The sequence below is a fragment of the Promicromonospora aerolata genome (assembly GCF_042682255.1).
Lineage (GTDB): Bacteria > Actinomycetota > Actinomycetes > Actinomycetales > Cellulomonadaceae > Promicromonospora > Promicromonospora aerolata.
Map to the genome: position 1 here is coordinate 5,736,508 of NZ_JBHUHF010000001.1, position 19,775 is coordinate 5,756,282.

The following is a 19,775-nucleotide window of genomic DNA, read 5'->3' on the forward strand; positions in this document are numbered from 1 at the left end:
GATGGGCCCATGGACAGGCAGCAGGAGTTCGTGCTCCGCACGGTCGAGGAGCGCGACATCCGCTTCATCCGGCTCTGGTTCACCGATGTGCTCGGTGTGCTCAAGTCGGTGGCGGTCGCGCCCGCGGAGCTCGAGTCGGCGTTCAGCGAGGGCATCGGCTTCGACGGCAGCGCCATCGAGGGCCTCACCCGCGTCTTCGAGGCCGACATGGTGGCGAAGCCGGACCCGACCACCTTCCAGGTGCTGCCCTGGCGCGGCGAGCGCCACGGCACGGGCCGCATGTTCTGCGACATCCTGACCCCGGACGGGGAGCCGTCGCTCGCGGACTCCCGCAACGTCCTCAAGCGCACGCTGGCGAAGGCGAGCGACCGCGGGTTCACGTTCTACACGCACCCCGAGGTCGAGTTCTACCTCTTCAACCAGATGACGAAGGCGGACTCGACGCTCGAGCCGGTCGACCAGGGCGGCTACTTCGACCACCTGGCCCGTGGGTCGACGCACGACTTCCGCCGTGCCGCGATCACGATGCTCGAGTCCATGGGCATCTCGGTCGAGTTCTCCCACCACGAGGCCGGTCCTGGGCAGAACGAGATCGACCTGCGGTACGCGGACGCGCTGACCACGGCGGACAACCTCATGACGTTCCGCACGGTCGTCAAGGAGGTGGCGCTGGAGCAGGGCGTGTTCGCGTCGTTCATGCCCAAGCCGCTCGCCGACCAGCCTGGTTCCGGCATGCACACCCACGTGTCGCTGTTCGAGGACGACCGCAACGCCTTCCACGAGCCGGGCGCCCAGTTCGAGCTGTCGAAGACGGCGCGGCAGTTCATCGCGGGCCTCATGGTGCACGCGGGCGAGATCACCGCGGTCACCAACCAGTACGTCAACAGCTACAAGCGCCTCTGGGGCGGCCAGGAGGCCCCGAGCTACGTGAGCTGGGGCCACAACAACCGGTCCGCGCTGGTCCGCGTGCCGATGTACAAGCCGGGCAAGGGCAACTCGGCCCGCATCGAGTACCGCGCGCTGGACTCCGCAGCGAACCCGTACCTGGCGTTCGCCGTGCTCCTGGCCGCCGGCCTGAAGGGCATCGAGGAGGGCTACGACCTGCTCGACCACACGGAGGACGACGTCTGGGAGCTGACCGCCGCCGAGCGACGTGCCCTGGGCATCGCGCCCCTGCCGCGCGACCTCGACGAGGCCATCCAGCTCATGGAGCGGTCGGAGCTCGTGGCCGAGACGCTCGGCGAGCACGTCTTCGACTACTTCCTGCGCAACAAGCGCGAGGAGTGGGAGGCGTACAGCGCGCAGGTCACGCCGTTCGAGATCAAGCGGTTCCTGCAACTCTGACCCGCCCCGCCCTACTTCAGCCCGCACTACTTCAGCAGGGTGCGCTCGCGTCGTAGGGTCGGGGGGTGCAGAGCCGCCGACCCGAGACCCTGACGACCCACCTGATCCGGGCCGGTTTTGCCGACCTGACCCGGTCGGCCGCGCTGTGGCAGGACCCCGACCTGGTGTCGGTCCTGGACAGTCGGCCGAAGGGCGCCCGAGGCGCCGACCGTTCGGCCGTTCCTGCCCGTGGCGCGGCAGGCGGGGCGGTCGCCCTCGACGCCGCCGACACGGCGCTGCTGCGCTCGCTCACCGCCGTCGCCGATCCCGACCTCGCGTTGCTGCAGCTCGTGCGCCTCGCGGCGGCAGCTCCTGACCGCCTGCGTCCGGTCCTCGCCGTCCCGGACGGTGTGCCGCCCGAGCCTCGTGGCGACGACGACCCACCTCGCCCGTCCCCGCGTGACCGGCTGCTGCGGGTGCTGGGCTCGTCCTCCGCGCTGGGCGACGAGCTGGTGCGCCACCCGGCCCTGCTCGACCTGATCTGTGACTGCGCCTCGGGCACCGACGTGCCTGCCTCGGTGGTGCGCGCCGAGCTGCTGCAGGCGGTCGACGCCGACCCGGAGGCCGCCGAGCCGGTCGCGGGTACCCACGTGCCGGCCGACCGGGCAGGGGCCGCGGAGAACGGGCGGCCGTCGTACACCGACCGGCTGCGCCGCGCGTACCGCGCGCGGCTGCTCCGGATCGCCGCCACCGACGTGACCGCACCCGACCCGACGGCGGTGCTGCCGGCGGTCGCCGCGGCGCTCGCGGACCTGGCGGCGGCCGCGCTGGAGGGGGCGCTGGCCGTGGCCCGGGCGGACGAGGAGGACCACGCGGTCGGGGTGCGCCTGGCGGTGGTGGGCATGGGCAAGACCGGTGGCCGGGAGCTGAACTACATCTCGGACGTCGACGTGATCTACGTGGCCGAACCGGGGCTCCTGCCCGACGGTGCGCCGGCGTGCGACGAGGACCACGCGCTGCGGGTCGCCGCGCGGCTCGCGGGGCGGCTCGCGCAGGTGTGCTCCGGCCCGTCGGCGGAGCCGGCGCTGTGGCAGGTCGACGCGTCGCTGCGCCCCGAGGGCAAGCAGGGTCCGCTCGTGCGCACGCTGGCCAGCCATCTCGCGTACTACGAGCGGTGGGCGGTGACGTGGGAGTTCCAGGCGCTCCTCAAGGCCCGTCCCGTCGCGGGTGACCTGGCGCTCGGCGAGGAGTACGGCGCCGCCGTCGGGCCGCTGGTGTGGCAGGCCGTGGAACGGCCGAACTTCGTGGAGGACGCCCGCGCGATGCGCAAGCGCGTCGAGGACAACGTGCCGGTGGCCGAGGCCGACCGGCAGGTCAAGCTGGGCAAGGGCGGGCTGCGCGACGTGGAGTTCACCGTGCAGCTGTTGCAGCTCGTGCACGGCCGTGCGGACGAGGACATCCGCTCGCGGACCACGCTGGACGCGCTGGCCGCCCTGTCCCGCGGGGGCTATGTGGGCCGCGAGCACGCTCGCCGGATGGGGGAGTGCTACCGGTTCCTGCGGGCGCTGGAGCACCGCATCCAGCTCTTCCGCCTGCGCCGTACCCACCTCATGCCGACCGCGGAGGCCGAGCTGCGGCGCATCGCCCGCGGGCTGGGCAGTGGCGGTGCGGACGACCTCGTCAAGACCTGGCGGTCGGTGCGCCGCGAGGTGCGTGACCTGCACGAGGCCGTCTACTACCGGCCGCTCCTGCCGGCGACGGCGCTGCTGTCGACGGGCGAGGCCTCGCTCGCGCCGCGGGCCGCCATGGCCCGGTTCGCCGCGATCGGCTACCGCGACCCGGCCGGCGCAATGCGGCACGTCCAGGCCCTGACCGACGGCGTCTCGAGGCGTGCGGCGATCCAGCGTCAGCTGCTGCCGGTGCTGCTGGGCTGGTTCGCCGAGGGCGCCGACCCGGACGAGGGCCTGCTCGCGTTCCGGAAGCTGTCGGACACGCTGGGCTCCACCCACTGGTACCTCAGGCTGCTGCGCGACTCCGCCGAGGCGGCGTCGCGGCTGGCGCAGGTGCTCTCCTCGTCGCGGTACCTCGCGGACGCCATCGGACGGTCGCCGGAGTCGGTGCGCTGGCTCGCGGAGTCCGAGTCGCTCGCGCCGCGCGGGGTACGGCGGCTGGCCGCGGAGGCGGACGCCCTGCTCGGCCGGGCGCAGGAGGTGGACAGCGCCACCATCGCGCTCCGGGCGCTGCGGCGGCGTGAGCTGGCCCGCACCGGCGTCGCCGAGGTGCTCGGCGCACTCGGACCGGTCTCCGCCGCCAAGGCCATCTCGGACGCCGCCGACGTGGTCCTGGCCGGCGGGCTGCGGATCGCGGAGCACGAGGCGCGGGCCGCGCGCGGGGTCGCGCGCGGGGACGAGCCCGCCCGGCTGCTCATCGTCGCGTTGGGCCGGCTCGGCGGCCAGGAGATGGGGTACGGCTCGGACGCCGACGTCATGTTCGTGTACGAGGCCGTGGGCGGCGCGGGGGACAAGGAGGCCAACGACTACGCCCTGTCCGTGGCGAAGGACCTGCGCCGGATCCTCTCCGCCGTCGGGTCGGAGCCGGGCCTGCCCGTGGACGCCGACCTGCGCCCCGAGGGCCGCAACGGGCCGCTGGTCCGGTCCTTCAAGTCCTACGTGGAGTACTACAGCCGCTGGTCGTCGCCCTGGGAGGCGCAGGCGCTCCTGCGGGCGCGCGCCCTCTCGGGCACGCTGAGCGTCGTCGCGGCAGGCGGGCCGGAAGAGGGTGCGGTGGCGGCCTCGCTGTCCGACGGCGGCGCGGCCGGTGCGGCTGCCGGCGGCATGCCCGATCCGGGCCGGGAGCTCGACCTGGGGCCCGGGGCCGAGGGCGGTGCGTCGCTGGGCGCCCGGTTCACGGCGCTCATCGACCCGCTGCGCTACCCGGAGGGCGGGCCGGACGCCGCGGTCCTGCGGGAGGTGCGGCGGATCAAGGCGCGCGTGGAGTCGGAACGGCTGCCGCGCGGCGCCGACCCCGCGCGGCACCTGAAGCTGGGACGCGGCGGGGTGTCCGACGTCGAGTGGACCGTCCAGCTGCTGCAGCTGCAGCACGCGTTCGAGGTGCCGGGCCTGCGGACCACGGGCACCGTCGCCGCGCTGAAGGCGGCACGGGAGGCGGACCTCCTGACCGACGACGACGCGGAGGTGCTGCTGGAGGCGTGGCGGCTCGCGTCCCGGCTGCGGTCGGCGATCGTGCTGTGGTCGGGTCGCACCACCGGACAGGGCGTGGACATGCTGCCGCACGACAGCCACGCCCTGACCGGGATAGCGCGCCTGCTCGGGGACGTCGGCACGGGGCCGGAGCTCGAGGAGCTGTACCTGCGGCTCGCCCGGCGGGCGCGCACCGTGATGGAGCGGGTGTTCTACGGCGCGGAATGAGCGGCCGGCCGCTGGCCGCCGGCCGCCGGCCTCCAGGATGACCACGCACCTGCTGCCAGAACCGGCCGATTCTTGGCAGCAAGTGCATGGTCATCCTGGAGGCCCGGCCGGTGAAGGCAGCCCGATCGCCGTCAGGAACGCGCGGGTCGCGGGCGTGGGCGCGGGCTTGCTCCAGACGACGTACTCGACGCGGCTCGGAGCGTCGGTCACGGTGACGACGGCGAGCCCACCGAGCTCGGGTGCGCGCCGGAGATAGGTCGAGGGCAGAAAGCCGATCGCGAGCCCGTGGCGGATCACCTGGGCCATGAGGTGCGCGTCGGTGACCTCGAAGGCCACGTCCCGGCCGAGCCCGGCACGGGCGAAGGCCTGATCGGTCTGGGCCCGCCCGGCAGACCCGTACGGGAAGTCGACGAACGGCTCCTTCGCGAGGTCCACGAGGTCGAGGTCGTGGGCGCACGACAGCGGATGGTCCGGGGCGAGCACGGCCACCAGGCGGTCACGGGCCAGCTCGTGGCAGCTCACGCCCGCGGGCCGCGCGGTGCTCGGCAGGCCCAGGAACGCCACGTCGAGCTGCCCGCTGGCCACGTCCGACGTCAGCTGGTCGCTCGGCCCGGTGCGCAGCGAGACACGCACCTGCGGGTGGCGGTTGCGCAGGTCACGGAGGGCAGCGAGCACGTCGACGGCGGCGACCGTCGGGATGACGCCGACGCTGAGCCGCCCCCGTACCTCGCCGACCGTCGCCGCCGCGTCCGCCGCGGCGCGCTCGGCGGCCTCGAGCGCCTGCCGGGCGGCGGGCAGGAACGCCTCGCCCGCCGGCGTCAGACGGACCTGGCGGCTCGTGCGGGCGAACAGCGGCGCCCCGAGCTCGTGCTCGAGCCGTTTGATCTGGTGGCTCAGGGCGGACTGGACCACGTGGCAGCGCTCGGCTGCCCTGGTGAAGTTCGATGTCTCGGCGACCGCCACGACGTACCGCATCTGCTGCAGCTCCATGGATCAATCGTCTATCACGATCGATCAGATGAAAAGGATGTGTTGGACTCATGGCTGGGTCCGGTCGGAGACTGGGCACCATGACCACCACGACGCTCCTCCCCGGCCTTTCCCGGGGTCGTACGGCGGCGCTCACCGCCGTGACGGCACTCGCCCCGATGGTCTGGGGCACCACCTACTTCGTCACCACCGAGATGCTCCCGGCCGGGCACCCGCTCTTCGCCGGCCTCGTGCGCGCACTGCCCGCCGGCCTCGTCGCCATCGCGATCGGCGCGCTGCTCGGCAAGGTCTCCCGACCGGTGACCGGCGCGGACGGCGGCACGACAGCCGGCAGGGCGCTACCCCGCGGCTCGTGGTGGTGGAAGAGCGCAGTGCTCGGCATCCTCAACATCGGCCTCTTCTTCCCCCTGCTCTTCATCACCGCCGAGCGGCTGCCGGGTGGTGTGGCGGCCACCTTCGGCGCGATCACGCCAGTGGTCGTCGCGCTCCTCGCGCGCCCCGTGCTCGGCGAACGCTGGTCAGCCCGGAAGCTGCTCTGGGGAGCCGCCGGCGTCGTGGGCGTCGGCCTCGTCGTGCTCGGCCCGGACGCGCGGCTCGACGCCGTCGGCGTCCTCGCCGGGCTCGGTGGCGCCGGATCGATGGCGCTCGGCGTCGCCCTGACCAAGCGCTGGGGGCGCCCCGAGGGAGTGGGACCCATCGCGTCCGCCGGCTGGCAGCTCACCGCGGGCGGCCTCTTCCTGGTCCCGGTCACCCTGCTCGCCGAGGGCGCGCCGCCCGCCGTCGACGGCCGGGCGGCCCTCGGCTACCTCTGGCTCGGCCTGGTGGGCGGCCTCATCGCGTACGTGCTCTGGTTCCGCGGGATCGGCCGGCTGCCGGTCACGTCCGTAGCGTTCCTCGGCCCGCTCGCGCCCCTGGTGGCTGCGGGGATCGGTCTCGGCGCGCTCGGCGAGACCCTGAACATCGTCCAGGTGGCCGGGCTCGTGCTGGCGCTCGCGGCCGTGCTCGCCGGCCAGCTGCCGCCACGAGGCCGGCGCGCTGCGCTGCCCGGATCCGTGCTGGTCGCGGACTCGCCGCCGGCATCGGGGCCGACGTCGGCAGCTGCGGCGGCAGGGACGCCGACCGTCGCGGCGGCCGGCGAGGCAGTGGCGAAGGTCGCGCGGTGACGGATCGTCGTCCTCGCCGGTCGATCGCGGATCTCGGCCGCGGTGAGCGGAACCGGCCCTCGACGCGGTCGGACGCGACCGCAGCGGAAAAACCGTTGCTCTGATCGCGCCTGTCGGAGCATCGTGGTGCGCGATCTGACCCGAGTGATTGGAACACCGATGACAGCTGTCACGCCCCGTGCCCTGACCCTTCGCACCTCGGACGTGACAGCCTTTGTCGTACCTCAACCTCGGGATCGTCGCCCATGTCGATGCCGGTAAGACCAGCCTGACCGAACGCCTGCTGCACCACGCGGGCGTGCTCGACCGCCCCGGCACCGTGGACGGCGGCGACACCACCACCGACACGCTCGCGCTGGAGCGCGAGCGTGGCATCACCATCCGCGCGTCGGTGGCGTCCTTTCCTGCCGGGAACGTCACCGTGAACGTGGTGGACACGCCGGGACACCCGGACTTCATCGCCGAGGTGGACCGCAGCCTCGCCGTGCTCGACGGCGCGGTGCTGGTGCTGTCCGCCGTCGAGGGCGTGCAGGCGCAGACGCTCGTCCTGATGCGCGCCCTCCAGCGGCTGCGCCTGCCGGTGATCGTGTTCGTCAACAAGATCGACCGGAGCGGGGCCCGGCCGCACGCCGTGGCCGACGCCGTCGCGCGCCGCCTCAGCCCCGACGTCCTCCCGGTCCAGCGGGTGCACGCGGCGGGCACGCCCGGCGCCCGCGTCGAGCCGCTCCCCGACGACGGCCTGCACGACTGGCTCGCGGGCGAGTCGCGGCGGGGGAGCGCCCACCCCGTGCTGTTCGGGTCCGCGGCGACCGGCGCCGGTCTGCCGGAGCTGGCCGCCGCACTGGGGACGTACCTTCCCGTGGTGGCCGCCGGCGCCGGTAGCGGCACCGAGGAGCAGTCCGCCGTCGTGTTCGCCATCGACCGGCAGGGCGGAACGAAGCGAACGTTCGTGCGGCTGCGGTCGGGTGCGCTGCGGGTTCGCGACCGGGTCGACCTGGGACACGGTCGTGCGGAGCGGATCACGGCGGTGCGCGTCGCCCACCGCGGGGCCCTCGAATCGCGGGACACGGCCGCAGCCGGCCAGATCGCCGTCGTGCAGGGGCTGGCGACGGCCCGGGTCGGTGACGTCCTCGGCCGCGTGCTGCCGGGGGACGAGCGAGCGAGCCAGTTCCCGCCGCCGTCGTACGAGACGGTGGTCGACGTCGCCCCGGGCGACCGCGGGCGCCTGTACGCCGCGCTCACCGAGCTGGCCGAGCAGGACCCGCTGATCCGGGTACGCCGGCGGGACGAGGAGATCACGGTGTCGCTGTACGGCGAGGTCCAGCGCGAGGTGCTGGCCGCCGTCCTGCAGCGGGAGCACGGGGTCGAGCCGCGGTTCGGTGAGGTCCGCACGGCGCGCCAGGACCGGATCGTCGGGACGGGCCACGCGCTCGAGGTGAAGAAGCAGGACGGCAACGAGTTCCTGGCCACGATCGGGCTGCGGGTGGAGCCGGCACCGCCGGGTTCGGGCGTGACGTTCGAGCTGGCGTGCGAGCGAGGGTCGATGCCGCCGGCCTTCTTCGACGCCGTCGAGGACACCGTGCGCCGCGAGCTGGCCCGGGGGCCGCTGCGGTGGCCGGTCCCGGACGCCCGCGTGGTCATGACCCACTCGGGTTACGCCCCGCGGCAGAGCCATATGCACCAGAAGTTCAACAAGGCCATGTCCAGCACCGGCGCCGACTTTCGCGGGCTGACGCCACGCGTGCTCGCCGCCGCGGTCCGGCGAGCCGGCACGGTGGTGTGCGAGCCGGTCCACCGGTTCGTGATCGAGGCGCCGGACGACGTCGTCGGGCCGGTGACGTCTCTGGTGGGGCGGCTGGGTGGCGTGCCGTTCGAGTCGGGTGCCGCCGGGGTGGGGGTCGCCGTCGTGCGCGGGGAGCTCCCGGCCGCGAGCGTCGCGGCCCTGCAGCGGGACCTGCCCGGGCTCACCCACGGGGAGGGGGTGTGCCAGACGGAGCACGACCGGTTCGAGCCGGTGCGGCAGGTGGCCCGGGCCTGAGGCGGCGGGCCGGCCGCGGGCGGTCACCCGGTCGGGGGAGCGCAGCCCCCTGGGCGGGTGATCCGGCGGGCACCGGCTCCGACCAGGATCGGTGCCATGAGCTTTCCAACGGACTCGCTGCTGGATCCCGCCGCGGGAGCCACAACCTTCGCACGCCGGCTGGCGCACGTCCTCGCGTTGATCACGCTGCCGTCGGGGCTGTGGCGGATCGCCCTCGTGGCCGGGCTCCCGGTGGCCAACACCGCGATCGTGCTCCCGCTCTCCGAACGGGTCCAGATCGTCGGGCTCTCGCTCGTCGCCGAGGCGCTGGCCCTGCTGTCCCTCGGTCTGGTCCAGCGGTGGGGCGAGGTGCTGCCCCGGTGGGTGCCATTCCTCGGCGGGCGACCGATCCACCGGCTCGCCGCGACCGTCCCGGCCGCGCTGGGCGCGACCGCGCTCACCGGGATCTGGACGTTCGCCGTCGTCAACGTGCTGAGCGGGACGGCCGGCGGTGGCCTCGACTACTTCTTCCCGACCGTCGCGCAGAAGGTCGTGCTCCTCGTCTGCTACGTGCCGCTGCTGGCGTGGGGACCGCTGCTCGCGGTGCTGACGGTCGCGTACTACCGACGTCGGACGCCGAACCGGGTGGCAGAACGAGCAGACACCGCGTCGGGTGGACGGAGGTACCGTGGCTGAGTCCGTCGAGCGTGGAGGTCAGACCGATGTACGCAGTGGTGCGAGTCAACACGTGGGACCAGGCGAAACAGGCCGACGCGGCCACTGACGTCGCCGAGTTCGACCACATCCACGGTCAGCAGCCGGGGTTTCTCGGAAGCCTCGTGGTCGATCTGGGTGAGGGGCGCAACGCGATCCTCAACCTGTGGGAGTCCGAGGAGCAGGCGACGACGGCGCTCCCGGTGGTGGGCCCCGCGGTGGCGCGGCTGCTGGAGCCGTTGTTCGCGCAGCCCTCGCAGCTGGTCGGCACGGGGCAGGTCATCCAGGGCGCCGAGCTGGTCAGGGCCGCCCGATAGCACCCGGCCACAGGGGCTGACGGGCATCCCCTGCAACCCGCCGGAGAGACCGGCGCGTGACGTGGTGAGCCATGCGACCGGCCAGACCGGGCGGGCTGCAACCGCTGACCGTGCGTCAGGGCCTCGCCTCGTAGACCGCGTTGAAGTCGTTCTCCGCGGCCGTGCGCACGGACGAGAAGCCCGCATCGGCGAGAACCTGCTTCAGCCGGGCGGGTCCGGCCAACGGACCGAGGGCGGCGGCGCCCGGTTGTGATCGCGAGTTCGGCGTGCAGAGGAAGGTCGACGCGGCGTAGTTGAGCGCGGCAGTGGGGATCTCCCGCAGCGTGCTGGCCAGTTCGTCGCAGGCGCGGGGCTCGACCAACATCAGCGTGCCGTCGTCGGCCAGCGAGGCCCGCGCGTACGCCGCCGCTCCGGTCGGGTCGCCGAGGTCGTGGAAGGCGTCGAAGAAGGTGACCATGTCGTACCCGTCCTGCGGGTAGCCGTGGCAGTGCGACACCTCGAAGCTCACCCGGTCCGACACCCCAGCGTCCGCGGCACGCCGGCGTGCGGTGACCACGGACGGCTCGTGGATGTCGAAGCCGACGAACCGGCTGGCGGGGTATGCCTCGGCGAGCAGCACCAGCGGCGCCCCGTGCCCACAGCCGATGTCGGCGACGTACGCGCCGGCGTGCAACTTCTCGTGGACGCCGTGCAGCGCGGGGATCCACTCGGCCACCAGGCTGTTGCGGTAGCTGACCCGGAAGAAGCGCTCGGCGGACTCGAAGATCATCGGGTCCTGGTTCGCCCACGGGATGCCGTCGCCGCTGCGGAACGCCGCGACGACGTCGTCGGTACGACGGTGCAGCCCGGTGATCATCGGCGCCGCACCGATCATCGCGGCCGGTGAGTCGTCGTCGGCCAGGACGGCGGCACGCTCGGGCGTCAGCTCGAACGTGCCGGCCTCGGGATCGTGGTCGAGGAACCTGACGGCAGCCTGCTGCGCCAGCCACTCCCGGACGTAGCGCTCGGTGGTGCCGGTGAGCTCGGCGAGCTCGGTCGGAGTGAGCGGCCCGGATCCGGCGAGCGCGGCGTACAGGCCGAGCCGGTCGCCGACGACCATGAGTGCCGCGGTGGCGCCGCCGGTCAGTACTCCGGCAACCTGTTGGGCGAACTCACCGACCTGTTGCATATCGATCTCGGTGGTGGTCATGTCTCCTCCTCGGTGGATGGGTGACCACAGTGCGCCGGACCGGTTTCATGGACCTTTCACGCGCATCGGTGCAGAGTTGGGGCAATGAGCGACCTTCGTTTCAGCGTGCTGGGGCGGATGGAGGTGGCGTCCGGGGGAGAGCAGGTTCCGGTGCCGCCCGGACGCCGGCGTGCCGTGCTCGCCTGCCTGCTGGTCCACGCGGGGCGACCGGTCACCGCTGACGCGCTGGTCGAGGCGGCATGGTCGGACGACCTGCCGCGTGATCCCCGCGCCTCCCTCCACACGGTCGTGTCGCGCCTGCGCACCCTCCTCGGCGCGGCGGCCCTGACCGTGGGACCCGGCGGCTACACGCTCGAGATCGAAGGCGGTGCGATCGACGCCGACCGATTTGCTGCGCTCGCCGAACGCGCCCGGGGTGCCCCGCCGAAACGAGCGGCCGACCTGTTGCGGGAAGCCCTGGGGCTCTGGCGCGGCCCCGCGTACGCCGAGTTCGCCGACCGGGACTTCGCCGCACCAGAGGCGGAGCGGCTGGAGCGGCTGCGCCTCGAGGTGACCGAGGACCGGTCGGCGGCCCTCCTCGACGCCGGAGCGTCCGAGGAAGCGGTCCGTCTGGTCGAGGCGCTGCTGGTCGACCACCCGTTCCGCGAGCGCGCCGTACAACTGCTGCTGACCGGGCTCTACCGCGCGGGCCGACAGGCTGATGCCCTCGACCGCTACCGAAGGCATCGGACGATCCTGGCCGAGGAGCTGGGCCTCGACCCGTCCCCGGCACTCCGTGACCTGGAGGCCCGCATCCTCGGCCACGACCTCCTGCCGGCCCATGGCGGGGCGGTGCCGACCGTCCCGGCGTGGCTGGACACCTCCACCGCGTTCTTCGGCCGGGACGCCACCCTCGACGACCTGGTGACGGCGGTCGCCGACAGCCGCACCGTCACGGTCACCGGCGTCGGCGGTGTCGGAAAGTCCAGGTTGGTGGCACAAGGCCTGCCGCGGCTGGTGGAACGGCTCGGCCTCCCCGTCATGGTGGTCGAGCTGGCGTCGGTGCCGCCCGGGCGCGCAGCCACCGCGGTCGCCGACGCGTTCGGGCTCCGGCCGCGGGCCGGGAACGTCACACGCGACCTGCTCGAATACCTCAGCATCGACCGCGCGCTCGTGGTCCTGGACAATTGCGAGCACCTGCTGGAGGAGGTTGCCGAGGTCGTCGACGCCGTGATGCGCCGCTGTGCCCGCGTGCGCGTCCTGGCCACGAGCCGCCACCGGCTGGGCGTGACGTCCGAACGGGTGGTGCCCCTGGCGCCGTTCCCGGTGCCCGCGACCGGCGACACGACCTCCGGGCCCGGCACCGATCCCGCCGTACAGCTGTTCGTCGACCGAGTGCGTCGGCTGCGCCCGGGATTCGAGCTCACCGCCGGGAACGCCGAGTCGGTCGCCGCGGTGTGCCGTCGCCTCGACGGACTGCCCCTCGCGCTGGAGATGGCCGCGTCCCGGGCCGCAACCCTCGGTGTCGGAGACGTCCTCGACGGCCTCGACGGGTCGACGGCGGACGAACCGCTTCCTGACCTGCGGGCAGTCGTGGAGTGGTCCGTACGGCTGCTGAGCGCGTCGGAACGGCGTCTGCTGGGCCAGCTGTCGGTGTTCGTGGGGAGCTTCGTCACCGATGACGTGACCAGCCTGACCGGCCGGCTGTCCCGCTGGCCGGAAGACGGCGGGGTGGTTGCCGCGCTCGGCGAACTGGTCGAGTCCCACCTGCTGGTGCGGGAAGAGCGTGGCGTCGCGGTGCGCTTCCGGATGCTGGCGTTGGTGCGGGCGTACGCCGATGGGTTGCTGACCGCCTCGGGAGAGGCCGATGCGGTTCGCTGCGCCCACGCGGAGTGGGCGGGTGAGCGGGTGGCGCGGGCCGCCCGTGACTGGAACTCGGGCAGGGCCGTCGCGGCCGGGGAGAGCTTGGTCCGTGCCGGCCCCGACCTTGCCGCCGCCGTGCGGTGGACCCTGGCGGTAGGACGACTCGACGTAGCGGCCCCCTTGGTCGGATGCGTCCGACAGTGCCCGCACTGGTTGCCGGGCATCGAGCTCGGTGACCTGATCGTCGAGGTGGCCGAGCGATGCGCGGAGGCCGGGGACCCGTCCCTGGCCGTCGGGACCGCGGCCGGCGCGCTGGCCTGCACTGATCGCGGTGAGCTGGAGCGGGCACGCGAGCTGGCGGCTGCGGCGTACGCGCTCTCCGACGATGCCGGCACCGGGTTCCTGGCCGGCTTTGCGAACGTCGTCTCGGAGTTCTATGCCGGTGACTACGACGCGGCATCGGACTGGCTGCACCGGGTCGCGGAGCTGCCGGGGTTGGCGCCGGGCCTGCGTGCGGAGCCTCCGATCACCGTCGCCCTGCTCGAGTGCTACCACGGGGACCTCGCCACGGCGCGCGCGTGCGCCGACGCCGCGCTGCTCGGTGCCGAGGCGGCCGGGTCGGAGCCGGCGCGGGCCTTCGCGCTCTATGCCGTCGGGGAGGTCGAGGCGAAGGAGGATCCGCGGCAAGGGGAGGTGCGATTCCGGGAGGCGGCCGCGGAGGCCGAACGGATCGGGTCCGAGCACGTCCACCATGTCGCGCGGCTCGGGCTGTTCGCGGTGCTGGTGCGCCAGGGTCGCCACCGCGAGGCGCTGGATCTGGTGATGCCGTTGCTGCACGACCTACGCCGGGCCGCGATGTGGCCCCAGCTGTGGACCACGCTGCGCATCGCGGCCGAGTTGCTCGCGGCGTGCGAGCGGCCCCGTGACGCGGCATTCCTGCTGGGTGCGGTGCAGGCAGCAGATGACGCGCCCCAGCTCGTCGGTGACGACATCGCCCGCTACCGCCACCTCGCCGACCAGCTCACGACCCTCCTCGGTGCCACCGCAGCCGGTCGGATCACCGAGCTCGCCGTCGGAGTGGCCCGGGCGCAGGTGGCGGACTGGGCGGTGTCGGTTGTCGAGCAGACTCGGAGCGCCCGGACCGGGTGATCGTGGGGCACTGAAAATGACCATGCACTTGCTGCCAAGACCGACATCGTCTTGGCAGCAAGTGCATGGTCATTTCTCGGCCGACCGGTCTCGGCATGCGCGACCAGCGACCACCGCGAGTGCTACGGCTCAGATGTCGTAGTAGAGCTCGAACTCGTGCGGGTGCGGCCGCAGACGGATCGGGTCGATCTCGTTCTCGCGCTTGTACGCGATCCAGGTCTCGATCAGATCCTCGGTGAACACGTCGCCGGCGGTCAGGTACTCGTGGTCGGCCTCGAGCGCGTCCAGCACGCCGTCGAGCGACGTCGGGACCTGAGCGATCTGAGCGTGCTCCTCCGGGGGCAGCTCGTACAGGTCCTTGTCGACCGGCGCCGGCGGCTCGATGCGGTTCTTGATGCCGTCCAGGCCGGCCATCAGCATCGCCGAGAACGCCAGGTACGGGTTCGACGACGGGTCCGGCGCGCGGAACTCGATGCGCTTCGCCTTCGGGGACGTACCCGTGATCGGGATACGGATCGAGGCGGACCGGTTACGCGCGGAGTAGACGAGGTTCACGGGAGCCTCGAAGCCGGGCACCAGGCGGTGGTACGAGTTCACCGACGGGTTGGTGAAGGCGAGCAGCGACGGCGCGTGCTTGAGCAGGCCACCGATGTACCAGCGGGCGAGGTCGGACAGGCCGCCGTAGCCCTTCTCGTCGTAGAACAGCGGCTCGCCGTTCTTCCAGAGCGACTGGTGCGAGTGCATGCCCGAGCCGTTGTCACCGAAGACCGGCTTCGGCATGAACGTGGCGGACTTGCCGGCCTCGAACGCGACGTTCTTGATGACGTACTTGAACTTCATCAGGTCGTCGGCGGAGTGCAGCAGGGAGTTGAACTTGTAGTTGATCTCCTGCTGGCCGGCGGTGCCCACCTCGTGGTGCGCGCGCTCGACGGAGAGGCCGACCTCACCGAGGACCTTGACCATGTCGTCGCGCAGGTCCGCGAAGCGGTCGCTGGGCGAGGTGGGGAAGTAGCCGCCCTTGTAGCGGGTCTTGTACCCGAGGTTGCCACCCTCCTCCTCGCGGCCGGTGTTCCACGCTGCCTCGACGGAGTCGATGGAGTAGAAGCTCTCGTTCGGCGACGTCTTGAAGCGCACGTCGTCGAACACGTAGAACTCTGCCTCGGCACCGAAGAAGACGGTGTCGGCGATGCCGGTCGACTTCAGGTAGGCCTCGGCCTTGGCCGCGATGTTGCGCGGGTCGCGAGCGTAGGCGTCACCCGTGAACGGGTCCACGATCGAGAAGTTCACGATCAGCGTCTTGGCCTTGCGGAACGGGTCGACGAACGCCGTCGTGATGTCCGGCACGAGCTTCATGTCGGACTCGTGGATCGCCTGGAACCCGCGGATGGACGACCCGTCGAACATGAGGCCCTCGCTGAAGGCGTCCTCGTCGAACTGCTCGACCGGGATGTTGAAGTGCTGCGTGACGCCCGGCAGATCGATAAAACGGACGTCGACGAACTCCACCCCCTCGTTGCGGGTGAAGGCGATCGCCTCCTCGGCGTTCTTGAACATCTGCGCTCCTTGCTCGCTCGATAAGTTCAGGGGGAGTCCGTCGGGACCGTGCCGGGACGAGCTAGGGCACGGTCGCTTGGGATCGCCATGAACCTATGGGCAGGTGGTTTCTCTTTGGTTACCGGTTGTTGCCGGGATGTTTCTCGGAACTCTCGGCCGCGTCATCCCGGGGAGATGTGCTGGTAGCGGCCCCGCCACTGCTGCCACAGAGTGCCAGAAGTCACACGAACGGGCCCGCCGGCGTCCGTCCATCGGACGGATGAATGGCAAGCAAAGAGGGCGCCTGCAGCGTGCAAGGCGCCCTCTCGGCGTGGGTGTCCGGCACTGCCGGACGAGGTCGGCGGCCGGTCAGCGGCCGCGCATGCCCTTGCGGTCGGGGCGTGCGCGGGTGGGGTCGATGCCCTTCGGGATCGGCAGCCGGACGCCGCCGATCGCCTTGAGGCGCTTGGCGACCTCGGAGACCTCGGCCCTGGTCAGGGTCGACTTGAGCCGGGAGACGCGGCGCGCCACCTTGGTGAGCGGCACCTGCCCCTCGGCGTCGCCGCACTGGATCAGCGTGACGGGCACGTTCGACAGAATGCGGCTGACCTTCTTGCGCTCCTGCTCGAGCAGTCGGCTCGCACGGTGGGGCGGCCCCTCGGAGACGAGCACCACACCGGCCTTGCCGACGCCCCGGAACACGAAGTCCTGGTTGCGGGCGTCGACCGCGACGGGCTCGTCCTCGAAGGTCCAGCCACCGCGGACGGTGCCGAGCGCGGCGCGCGCGGCACCGGGCTGGCCGGCGATCTGCGTGTAGGCGGCCGTCTCCGCGCTGCGCGACAGCACGAACATGGCCGCGAGCACGCCGAAGGGTACGCCGATGACCAGCGCGTAGACCCACGGGCCTGCGATGACGCCGATGAGCAGAGCCACCGCGACGACCCCGACGAATGCGGCGAGCATCCACCAGGTGACGAGCGGGTTCTGCTTGCGGGTCATCTTGTAGACGTCCCACAGCTGGTGATACCAGCGGCGCTTCTTGGGCTTCTTCTGCTTGGCGGCAGACGCTGCTACATCGTTGCGCGCGTCGCCCCCGGACGAGGTTCGGGCCATGGTCGTCAATTCTAGTGTGCTGCGGGTGGTCTGGTTGCCGGATCAGCGAGACAGCAGGCTCGCCGCCTCCTGACGGGAGGACGTCGGCTGTGCGAGGTGCGCGAGCGCCTCGGGGATCGGTCGACCGTACTTGGTCATCGCCTGGCCCCACAGGCGGCCCGCGCGGTACGACGAACGCACCAGCGGCCCCGCCATGACGCCGAGGAAGCCGATCTCCTCCGCGGTCTCCGACAGCTCCACGAACTCCTCGGGCCGCACCCAGCGGTCCACCGGGTGGTGGCGCAGCGAGGGCCGAAGGTACTGCGTGATCGTGATGAGGTCGCAACCGGCGTCGTGCAGGTCCTGGAGGGCCTGCTTGGCCTCGTCGATGGTCTCGCCCATGCCGAGGATCAGGTTGGACTTGGTGACCAGGCCGGCGTCCTGCGCACGGGTGATCACGGACAGCGACCGCTCGTAGGTGAACGCGGGCCGGATCTGCTTGAAGATGCGCGGCACGGTCTCGACGTTGTGCGCGAGCACCTCGGGACGGGACTCGTTGACGGCGTCGAGCAGCTCGGGGATCGCGTTGAAGTCCGGGATCAGCAGCTCGACACCGGTGCCCGGGTTGAGCGCGTGGATCTGCCGGACGGTCTCGGCGTAGAGCCAGGCCCCGCCGTCGGCCAGGTCGTCGCGGGCGACGCCGGTGACGGTCGAGTACTTCAGGCCCATGGTCCGCACGGACTCCGCGACGCGACGCGGCTCGTCCTTGTCGAAGTCGGCGGGCTTGCCGGTGTCGATCTGGCAGAAGTCGCAGCGGCGGGTGCACTGGTCACCGCCGATGAGGAAGGTCGCCTCGCGGTCCTCCCAACACTCGAAGATGTTGGGACAGCCGGCCTCCTCGCACACCGTGTGCAGGCCCTCGCCCTTGACGAGAGATTTCATGTCGCGGTACTCGGGGCCCATCACCGCCCGGGTCTTGATCCATTCGGGCTTCTTCTCGATGGGCGTAGCCGAGTTGCGCGCTTCGATGCGCAACATGCGTCGGCCTTCAGGTGCGATGGTCACGCAGTTTCCTCTCCCAGGTCAGCGGGTTCGTCCAGCCTATGCCTCGGGCGCCCGCCCTCGCGCGGTCGTCCCGGGGCCTGGCAGTGGCGTTCGTCACGCGGTGGCGGAGACGGGGTCTGACGACGCCGCGGACGGCGCGGTGGTCGGTGCAGTGGTCGGTGCAGGGGTTCGCGCCAGGAGGGGCGCGAGGTGTTCGACCAGGGCTGCCTCCAGGTGCGGGCGGACGTCGTCGACGGTGACGCGCCGGCCCAGCTCGGCCGTGAGGGACGTGACGTCGGCGTCGTCGATCCCGCAGGGCACGATGTGCTCGAACGCGGCCAGGTCGGAGTCGCAGTTCAGGGCCAGGCCGTGCATGGTGACGCCCTTGGCCACGCGTGCCCCGATGGCGCACACCTTGCGTTCCCGGCGGGCGTCGGGGACGTCGGGGGAGTCGGCGGCGACCCACACGCCGGAGCGGCCCTCGACCCGCATGGTCTCGACGCCGAACGCCGCGCACACGTCCATCACCGCCTGCTCCAGCGTGCGGACGTACTCGACGACGTCGAACGGCTTGGCGAGCTTGAGGATCGGGTAGGCCACGATCTGGCCCGGCCCGTGCCAGGTGATCTTGCCGCCGCGGTCCACCTTGATGACCTCGGTGCCGTCGGTCGGGTACTCGTCACGGTGGGTGCGGGCGCCCGCCGTGTACACCGAGACGTGCTCCAGGAAGAAGACCGTGTCCGCCTGGTCCTCGGTGCGGACGGACTCGTGTGTGCTGCGCTGCAGGTCCCAGCCCTCGTGGTACCCGATGTGTCCCGTGAGATGGCGGATGTCCATGCCAGTCACCCTACGTCCGCCATCACTGACCAGGGTTCAGCAGGCGGAGGACGACCGTTATGCGGTCGATTACGGTCCCCCTGAGCCTGCTGAACCGGGATCAGGTGGCTGCGCTCAGCTGGCTGCGCTCAGAGGGGCACCGGGCCCGGGACAGGGCCCGCGGCTGTCGGGTTCCGGCCGCCCAGCGCTGCGATGCGCGAGGCCACGACGGCTCCGACCCCTCCGGGCTGGTCGTTGTCGGCGGGCTTGAAGCGCAGCAGCACGATTCGGTCGGTCGCCAGCAGCCGGTTCTGGCGGGGTGCGTCCCTGACGAGCGCCTCGTGGGTCGAGTGCGGCCCGACACCGTCGATCTCCACCACGAGCCACCGACCGTCACGCAGGAGCCAGCCGAGGTCGCAGCGGCCCAGGAAGCGTCCGTCCTTGTGGAACACGACCTGGGTGCGGTCCGGCGGGACGCCGTGGTCGACGCAGGAGAGGCGGGCGAACGTCTCGGCAGGGGACTCGTCGTTGCCGTCCGCGAGATCGATCCAGCCGAGCGCCGGACCCGCGTTGCGTCGTCGGCGCAGGAGTCGGCGCACCTTGACCAGTCCGGCGTGGCTGAGCTTCCGCTTGTTCAAGGCACTGCTGAGCACGGCGACGGCATGGTCCCTGGACATCTCCGGTAGTGCCTGGGCGAGGGCGTGCTCGATCCTTGCGATGCGCCAGCTGCCGTACTGCTGGCTCCTGAAGTTGGCGTACTGACGCACGATCACACCGTCCAGTCCCCTGTGCCGGACACCACGGGGATACGAGACCTCAGGTTCGACCTGACGGGGGAGCCCAGCGACGCCGTGCAGGGCGAGCGCCGCGGCTCCGACCGCGGCTGCCCCAGGCTGGACGAGCAGGCCTTCGACTGCCGACCGCCGCCGGAGGTGGTCGAAGTAGTCGTCCCGGACCCTCGTCGACGGCGGCGTGGGATCCGTGTCGATGACTCGCTTGCCCTCGCGACGCCAGACGCCGTCCCGGACGAGCCGCCGCACCCGACGCCGGTCGAGGCCGAGCGCCTGGCACTGCTGCACGGAGAGGAGGCCTTCCTGCCGGGCGGCAAGCTCGGTGACCGCAGGAGGGATCGCACTGAGGGGTCGCATGCCCGGATCA

14 protein-coding genes are annotated in these 19,775 nt (G+C 72.1%); 7 read left to right on the forward strand and 7 right to left on the reverse strand.

Annotated features, from left to right (window positions below):
* Positions 1–9 precede the first annotated feature (9 nt).
* Entirely contained in the window at positions 10–1,344 is a 1,335-nt protein-coding gene (gene glnA, locus ACFSL2_RS25610; RefSeq protein ID WP_377200544.1) for a type I glutamate--ammonia ligase, read from the forward strand.
* A 65-nt stretch (positions 1,345–1,409) separates the two neighbouring features.
* On the forward strand, positions 1,410–4,751 hold the full coding sequence (locus tag ACFSL2_RS25615; protein WP_377200545.1) for a bifunctional [glutamine synthetase] adenylyltransferase/[glutamine synthetase]-adenylyl-L-tyrosine phosphorylase: 3,342 nt from the start codon (positions 1,410–1,412) through the stop codon (positions 4,749–4,751).
* 90 nt (positions 4,752–4,841) lie between these two features.
* Here the strand turns inward: ACFSL2_RS25615 and ACFSL2_RS25620 are convergent, their stop codons facing one another.
* A complete protein-coding gene (locus ACFSL2_RS25620) occupies positions 4,842–5,741 on the reverse strand; it encodes a LysR family transcriptional regulator (RefSeq protein ID WP_377200546.1) in 900 nt (299 codons plus the stop codon).
* A gap of 80 nt (positions 5,742–5,821) precedes the next feature.
* On the opposite strand from ACFSL2_RS25620, the gene ACFSL2_RS25625 reads away from it, so the two are divergent.
* From ACFSL2_RS25625 to ACFSL2_RS25640, 4 genes are all read left to right on the forward strand, one after another.
* The gene (locus ACFSL2_RS25625) at positions 5,822–6,904 is read left to right on the forward strand and encodes an EamA family transporter (protein WP_377200547.1); all 1,083 of its coding nucleotides are present in this window, start codon (positions 5,822–5,824) and stop codon (positions 6,902–6,904) included.
* A 214-nt stretch (positions 6,905–7,118) separates the two neighbouring features.
* Positions 7,119–8,942, forward strand: coding sequence for a GTP-binding protein (locus ACFSL2_RS25630; RefSeq protein WP_377200548.1), 1,824 nt, complete (start codon positions 7,119–7,121; stop codon positions 8,940–8,942).
* A gap of 96 nt (positions 8,943–9,038) precedes the next feature.
* Positions 9,039–9,617, forward strand: coding sequence for a hypothetical protein (locus ACFSL2_RS25635; protein WP_377200549.1), 579 nt, complete (start codon positions 9,039–9,041; stop codon positions 9,615–9,617).
* 26 nt (positions 9,618–9,643) lie between these two features.
* Positions 9,644–9,952, forward strand: a complete 309-nt coding sequence (locus ACFSL2_RS25640; RefSeq protein ID WP_377200550.1) for a hypothetical protein — start codon at positions 9,644–9,646, stop codon at positions 9,950–9,952.
* Between the two features lie 115 nt (positions 9,953–10,067).
* Here the strand turns inward: ACFSL2_RS25640 and ACFSL2_RS25645 are convergent, their stop codons facing one another.
* Positions 10,068–11,141: a class I SAM-dependent methyltransferase gene (locus ACFSL2_RS25645; RefSeq protein ID WP_377200551.1), complete on the reverse strand. Its 1,074-nt coding sequence runs from the start codon at positions 11,139–11,141 to the stop codon at positions 10,068–10,070.
* Between the two features lie 84 nt (positions 11,142–11,225).
* On the opposite strand from ACFSL2_RS25645, the gene ACFSL2_RS25650 reads away from it, so the two are divergent.
* A complete protein-coding gene (locus ACFSL2_RS25650; protein ID WP_377200552.1) occupies positions 11,226–14,132 on the forward strand; it encodes an AfsR/SARP family transcriptional regulator in 2,907 nt (968 codons plus the stop codon).
* 129 nt (positions 14,133–14,261) lie between these two features.
* Here the strand turns inward: ACFSL2_RS25650 and glnA (ACFSL2_RS25655) are convergent, their stop codons facing one another.
* The 5 genes from glnA (ACFSL2_RS25655) to ACFSL2_RS25675 all read right to left on the reverse strand — a co-directional run bounded on the left by glnA (ACFSL2_RS25655) (position 14,262) and on the right by ACFSL2_RS25675 (position 19,765).
* Positions 14,262–15,686 carry a type I glutamate--ammonia ligase gene (gene glnA, locus ACFSL2_RS25655; protein ID WP_357465857.1) on the reverse strand — a complete coding sequence of 475 codons (1,425 nt, stop codon included), beginning with the start codon at positions 15,684–15,686 and terminating at the stop codon, positions 14,262–14,264.
* A 348-nt stretch (positions 15,687–16,034) separates the two neighbouring features.
* Positions 16,035–16,778, reverse strand: a complete 744-nt coding sequence (locus ACFSL2_RS25660; protein WP_377200553.1) for a DUF4191 domain-containing protein — start codon at positions 16,776–16,778, stop codon at positions 16,035–16,037.
* A 42-nt stretch (positions 16,779–16,820) separates the two neighbouring features.
* Entirely contained in the window at positions 16,821–17,822 is a 1,002-nt protein-coding gene (gene lipA / locus ACFSL2_RS25665; RefSeq protein WP_377200554.1) for a lipoyl synthase, read from the reverse strand.
* 93 nt (positions 17,823–17,915) lie between these two features.
* Positions 17,916–18,638, reverse strand: a complete 723-nt coding sequence (gene lipB, locus ACFSL2_RS25670) for a lipoyl(octanoyl) transferase LipB (RefSeq protein WP_377200555.1) — start codon at positions 18,636–18,638, stop codon at positions 17,916–17,918.
* A gap of 128 nt (positions 18,639–18,766) precedes the next feature.
* Complete coding sequence (locus ACFSL2_RS25675; protein ID WP_377200556.1) at positions 18,767–19,765, reverse strand: type IV toxin-antitoxin system AbiEi family antitoxin domain-containing protein; 999 nt, start codon at positions 19,763–19,765, stop codon at positions 18,767–18,769.
* Positions 19,766–19,775: the final 10 nt, after the last annotated feature.

Bases quoted from the DNA above. Each gene is read 5' to 3' on its own strand.
- glnA (WP_357465857.1), bottom strand. From the start codon at position 15,686: ATGTTCAAGAACGCCGAGGAGGCGATCGCCTTCACCCGCAACGAGGGG.
- ACFSL2_RS25635 (WP_377200549.1), top strand. From the start codon at position 9,039: ATGAGCTTTCCAACGGACTCGCTGCTGGATCCCGCCGCGGGAGCCACA.
- glnA (WP_377200544.1), top strand. From the start codon at position 10: ATGGACAGGCAGCAGGAGTTCGTGCTCCGCACGGTCGAGGAGCGCGAC.
- lipB (WP_377200555.1), bottom strand. From the start codon at position 18,638: ATGGACATCCGCCATCTCACGGGACACATCGGGTACCACGAGGGCTGG.
- ACFSL2_RS25625 (WP_377200547.1), top strand. From the start codon at position 5,822: ATGACCACCACGACGCTCCTCCCCGGCCTTTCCCGGGGTCGTACGGCG.
- ACFSL2_RS25675 (WP_377200556.1), bottom strand. From the start codon at position 19,765: ATGCGACCCCTCAGTGCGATCCCTCCTGCGGTCACCGAGCTTGCCGCC.
- ACFSL2_RS25620 (WP_377200546.1), bottom strand. From the start codon at position 5,741: ATGGAGCTGCAGCAGATGCGGTACGTCGTGGCGGTCGCCGAGACATCG.
- ACFSL2_RS25640 (WP_377200550.1), top strand. From the start codon at position 9,644: ATGTACGCAGTGGTGCGAGTCAACACGTGGGACCAGGCGAAACAGGCC.
- ACFSL2_RS25650 (WP_377200552.1), top strand. From the start codon at position 11,226: ATGAGCGACCTTCGTTTCAGCGTGCTGGGGCGGATGGAGGTGGCGTCC.
- ACFSL2_RS25645 (WP_377200551.1), bottom strand. From the start codon at position 11,141: ATGACCACCACCGAGATCGATATGCAACAGGTCGGTGAGTTCGCCCAA.
- ACFSL2_RS25660 (WP_377200553.1), bottom strand. From the start codon at position 16,778: ATGGCCCGAACCTCGTCCGGGGGCGACGCGCGCAACGATGTAGCAGCG.